The organism is Salipiger sp. HF18 (assembly GCF_011806505.1).
Taxonomy (GTDB): Bacteria; Pseudomonadota; Alphaproteobacteria; order Rhodobacterales; family Rhodobacteraceae; genus Salipiger; species Salipiger thiooxidans.
This window is the reverse complement of record NZ_JAATOS010000290.1, coordinates 1-5,231: the sequence shown is the minus strand read 5'-3', so window position 1 is coordinate 5,231 and position 5,231 is coordinate 1. Positions and strand designations below refer to the sequence as shown.

Annotated in this window: 3 protein-coding genes; all 3 read left to right on the top strand. The window is 67.3% G+C overall.

What is annotated here, in order from left to right:
• Window positions 1-57 precede the first annotated feature (57 nt).
• The 3 genes from HC022_RS18705 to HC022_RS18695 all read left to right on the top strand — a co-directional run bounded on the left by HC022_RS18705 (window position 58) and on the right by HC022_RS18695 (window position 5,106).
• Window positions 58-3,030 (top strand): 2-oxoglutarate dehydrogenase E1 component, encoded by a 2,973-nt coding sequence (locus HC022_RS18705; RefSeq protein ID WP_089958657.1) that lies wholly within the window; start codon window positions 58-60, stop codon window positions 3,028-3,030.
• 4 nt (window positions 3,031-3,034) lie between these two features.
• A complete protein-coding gene (gene odhB / locus HC022_RS18700) occupies window positions 3,035-4,543 on the top strand; it encodes a 2-oxoglutarate dehydrogenase complex dihydrolipoyllysine-residue succinyltransferase (RefSeq protein ID WP_167453430.1) in 1,509 nt (502 codons plus the stop codon).
• Window positions 4,544-4,872: 329 nt separating this feature from the next.
• Window positions 4,873-5,106 carry a hypothetical protein gene (locus tag HC022_RS18695; RefSeq protein WP_008883418.1) on the top strand — a complete coding sequence of 78 codons (234 nt, stop codon included), beginning with the start codon at window positions 4,873-4,875 and terminating at the stop codon, window positions 5,104-5,106.
• Window positions 5,107-5,231: the final 125 nt, after the last annotated feature.

The following is a 5,231-nucleotide window of genomic DNA, read 5'->3' as shown; positions in this document are numbered from 1 at the left end:
TGCCGACGAGGTCCCTTTCCTGCTGCTTCACCGATCGGTCAGAAAGGAAGACGCGCGATGACGGATCAAAGCCCCAACGACCAGTTCCACGCCTCCAGCTTCATGCAGGGGGCGAACGCGGAATATCTTGAACAGATGTACGCCCGCTACGCCAACGACCCGAATGCGGTCGACGAGGCGTGGGCCGAATTCTTCAAGGCTCTCGGCGACGACGAGACCAGCGTCAAGAAAGAGGCGCAGGGCGCCTCGTGGGATCGTGCCGACTGGCCGCCCGCTCCGCAGGATGATCTGACCGCCGCCCTCACCGGCGAGTGGCCGATGCCCGCGATGCCCGCCGAAGCCAAGGGCGCCGGCAAGAAGATCGCCGCCAAGGCCGCCGAAAAGGGCGTCTCGGTCACCGACGATCAGGTCAAGCGCGCCGTGCTCGACTCGATTCGCGCGCTGATGATCATCCGCGCCCACCGCATCCGCGGCCACCTTGCCGCCGATCTCGACCCGCTGGGCCTGCACGGCCGCGACGCGCACCCCGAGCTCGACCCCAAGGCCTACGGCTTCACCGAAGCCGACATGGACCGCCCGATCTTCATCGACAACGTGCTCGGCCTGCAGGTCGCGTCGCTGCGCGAGATCATGGGCGTGCTCAAGCGCACCTATTGCGGCACCTTCGCCCTCCAGTACATGCACATCTCGGACCCCGAGCAGTCGGCATGGCTCAAGGAGCGCATCGAGGGCTACGGCAAGGAGGTGAAGTTCACCCGCGAGGGACGACGCGCCATCCTCAACAAGATGGTCGAGGCCGAGGGCTTCGAGAAGTTCCTCCATGTGAAGTACATGGGCACCAAGCGCTTCGGCCTCGACGGCGGTGAATCGCTGATCCCGGCCATGGAGCAGATCATCAAGCGCGGCGGCAGCCTCGGCATCAAGGAGATCGTCTTCGGGATGCCGCACCGTGGCCGCCTGTCGGTGCTCGCCAACGTGCTGCAAAAGCCCTACCGCGCGATCTTCAACGAATTCCAGGGCGGCTCGTTCAAGCCCGAGGACGTGGACGGCTCCGGCGACGTGAAATACCACCTCGGCGCCTCCTCGGACCGCGAGTTCGACGGCAACAAGGTGCACCTGTCGCTGACCGCCAACCCCTCGCACCTCGAGGCTGTGAACCCGGTGGTGCTCGGCAAGGTCCGCGCCAAGCAGGACCAGCTCAATGACGTCGAGCGCCGGCAGGTGCTTCCGATCCTGCTGCACGGCGACGCGGCCTTCGCGGGCCAGGGCGTCGTGGCCGAGTGCTTCGCGCTCTCCGGCCTGCGCGGCCACCGCACCGGCGGCACCATCCACATCGTGGTGAACAACCAGATCGGCTTCACCACCGCGCCGCACTTCTCGCGCTCGTCGCCCTACCCCACCGACAACGCTCTGGTGGTCGAGGCGCCGATCTTCCACGTCAACGGGGACGACCCCGAGGCCGTGGTCCACGCCGCCAAGGTCGCGACCGAGTTCCGCCAGAAGTTCGGCAAGGACGTGGTCATCGACATGTTCTGCTACCGTCGCTTCGGTCACAACGAAGGTGACGAGCCGATGTTCACCAACCCGGTGATGTACAAGCAGATCAAGAGCCACAAGACCACGCTCACGCTCTACACGGACCGTCTCGTCAAGGACGGCCTGATCCCCGAGGGCGAGATCGAGGACATGAAGGCGGCGTTCCAGGCCCACCTCAACGAAGAGTTCGAGGCCGGCAAGACCTACAAGCCGAACAAGGCAGACTGGCTCGACGGCCGCTGGTCGCATCTCGACGCGCAGAAGGAAGGCAACTACCAGCGCGGCGAAACGGCGATCAAGCCCGAGACCATGGCCGAGATCGGCAAGGGGCTGACCACCACGCCAGACGGCTTCCCGCTGCACAAGACCATCGGCCGCTTCCTCGACGCGCGGACCAAGATGTTCGAGACCGGCCAGGGCTTCGACTGGGCGACGGGCGAGGCACTTGCCTTCGGCTCGCTGCTGACCGAGGGCTACCCGGTGCGTCTCGCGGGCCAGGACTCGACCCGCGGCACCTTCTCGCAGCGCCACTCCGGCCTCGTGAACCAGGATGACGAAGAGCGCTACTACCCGCTCAACCACATCCGCGACGGTCAGGCCCGCTACGAGGTCATCGACTCGGCGCTGTCGGAATACGCGGTCTGCGGTTTCGAATACGGCTACTCGCTGGCCGAGCCCAATGCGCTGACGCTCTGGGAAGCCCAGTTCGGCGACTTCGCCAACGGCGCGCAGATCATGTTTGACCAGTTCATCTCGTCGGGTGAATCCAAGTGGCTGCGGATGTCGGGCCTCGTCTGCCTGCTGCCGCACGGCTACGAGGGCCAGGGGCCGGAGCACTCCTCTGCCCGCCTGGAGCGCTTCCTGCAGATGTGCGGTCAGGACAACTGGATCGTCGCAAACTGCTCGACCCCGGCGAACTACTTCCACATCCTGCGCCGGCAGTTGCATCGCAGCTACCGCAAGCCGCTCATCATGATGACGCCGAAGTCGCTTCTGCGTCACAAGCTGGCGGTCTCGACGGCGGCGGACTTCACCACCGGGTCGAGCTTCCACCGCGTCCTCTGGGACAGCGCGCAATCCGGCGAGAGCCAGACCCAGCTGAAGCCCGACGCCGAGATCAAGCGCGTGGTGATGTGCTCGGGCAAGGTCTACTACGACCTGCTGGAAGAGCGCGATGCGCGCGGGCTGGACGATGTCTACCTGCTGCGGGTCGAGCAGTTCTACCCCTTCCCGGCGCTGTCGCTGGTGAAGGAGCTGGAACGCTTCAAGGGCGCCGAGATGATCTGGTGCCAGGAAGAGCCCAAGAACCAGGGTGCCTGGACCTTCATCGAACCCAACATCGAATGGGTGCTGGGCCGCATCGACGCGACCCACCAGCGGCCGCGCTACGTCGGCCGCGCCACCTCGGCCTCGCCCGCGACGGGTCTGGCCAGCCAACACAAGGCACAACAAGAGGCGCTCGTGAACGAGGCGCTGACCATCGAAGGGAACTGACACAATGACGACCGAAGTGCGCGTCCCCACGCTCGGGGTCTCCTTTCCCGAGGCAACGGTGGCCACCTGGTTCAAGAAACCGGGCGACGCCGTGGCCGTGGACGAGATGCTGTGCGAGCTTGAGACCGACAAGGTGACCGTCGAGGTGCCCTCCCCCGTGGAAGGCGTCCTCGAGGACATCGTCGCGAAGGAAGGCGATACCGTGGGCGTGGACGCGCTGCTGGCCAACATCGCGCCCGCTGGCGAAGCCGGCTCGACCACCGTCGAAGAGCGCCCCTCGGCCGCCAAGCCCGCCGCCCCCTCGGGCGACGCGGCCCCGGTCGACGTGATGGTGCCGACGCTGGGTGAATCGGTGACCGAGGCCACCGTCTCGACCTGGTTCAAGAAGGTCGGCGACAGCGTCCAGCAGGACGAGATGCTCTGCGAGCTCGAGACCGACAAGGTCTCGGTCGAGGTTCCCGCGCCCGCATCCGGCACGCTGACCGAGATCCTCGCCCCCGAGGGCTCGACCGTGGAAGCCGGCGGCAAGCTCGCCGTGCTCTCGAGCGGTTCCGGCGCCGCCGCCCCGGCCGCGGCACCCGCCGCTGCCGCACCTGCCGCCTCCTCGGGCAGCAAGGACGTGGAAGACGCCCCCTCCGCCAAGAAGGCCATGGCGGAAGCCGGGCTCGACCCGAAATCCGTGCAGGGCACCGGCAAGGACGGCCGCGTCATGAAGGAAGACGTGACCGCCGCGATCGCCGCCGCCAAGTCCGCGCCCGCCGCGGCCAGCGCCCCGGCAGCGGCCCCCCGCGCGCCGAGCCCGGCCGAGGACGCCGCCCGCGAGGAGCGGGTCAAGATGACCCGCCTGCGCCAGACCATCGCGCGCCGCCTGAAGGACGCGCAGAACACCGCGGCCATGCTCACCACCTACAACGAGGTGGACATGACCGAGACCATGGCCCTGCGCAGCCAGTACAAGGAGCTGTTCGAGAAGAAGCACGGCGTGCGTCTCGGCTTCATGTCCTTCTTCACCAAGGCCTGCGTGCACGCGCTGAAGGAAGTCCCCGAGGTCAACGCCGAAATCGACGGCACCGACGTGGTCTACAAGAACTTCGTGCACATGGGCATCGCCGCCGGCACGCCCCAGGGCCTCGTGGTTCCGGTCATCCGCGACGTGGACAACAAGTCCTTCGCCGAGATCGAGGGCGAGATCGCCGAGAAGGGCAGGCGCGCCCGTGACGGCAAGCTCTCGATGGCCGAGATGCAGGGCGGCACCTTCACCATCTCCAACGGTGGTGTCTACGGCTCGCTGATGTCCTCGCCGATCCTGAACCCCCCGCAGTCGGGCATCCTCGGCATGCACAAGATTCAGGATCGTCCCATGGTCGTGAACGGCAAGATCGAGATCCGCCCGATGATGTACCTCGCGCTGAGCTACGATCACCGCATCGTCGACGGCAAGGGCGCCGTGACCTTCCTCGTCCGCGTCAAGGAAGCGCTCGAGGATCCGCGCCGCCTGCTGATGGATCTCTGATCCAGATACCCGGGCGGGCCCGTCCCGCCCGGGATTCCCTTTCGGAGAGGCCCCATGCCGCGCCGCACCCGCGAACAAGTCAGTGAAGAGGGCCTCGGCGCCTGCGACTGCTTCGACGCAGCGCTCGCGGCCTGCGCAGGCCCCGACACCGGCCGGAAAAGCTCCGGACCTGACGCGGCGGAGATCAGGCGAACGCAGATGCGGTCCCGGCCCGAAGCGCGCAGATCGACACGCTCGCGGCTCTTCGCCCCCATGCAGACAGCCCGCGCCGACATCCGCCACGGCTTCACGGACACCGCTTGCACCCAGTCCAGATCGGAGACCACCGCATGAACCAGCTCCTTCTCCGCTACACCAGCTTCGACGCCGGCCACTTCGACGGCGACGCCGAGAACCGTGGCAACGCCGGGCTCACCCTGCTGCAACGCTGGCAGGAGACCGACGGCGCCGCCACCTGGCTGCTCTTCAGCATCAACGATGCCGACAAGGCCAGGTCCTGGCTGAGCCAGGCCGACTCGCTGGGCCACGCGCCCGCCGAGGCCCATTTCCTGAGGACCGCATGACCCCGGAACTCGCCGCCCTCGCCGCCACGGCCTTCATCCACCTCGCCGCCGTGCTCTGGTCGCAGCGGGCGCTCGAGGCCGATGTGGGGCGCGACGGCAACACCGGCCCCCGCGACGGGGTCGAG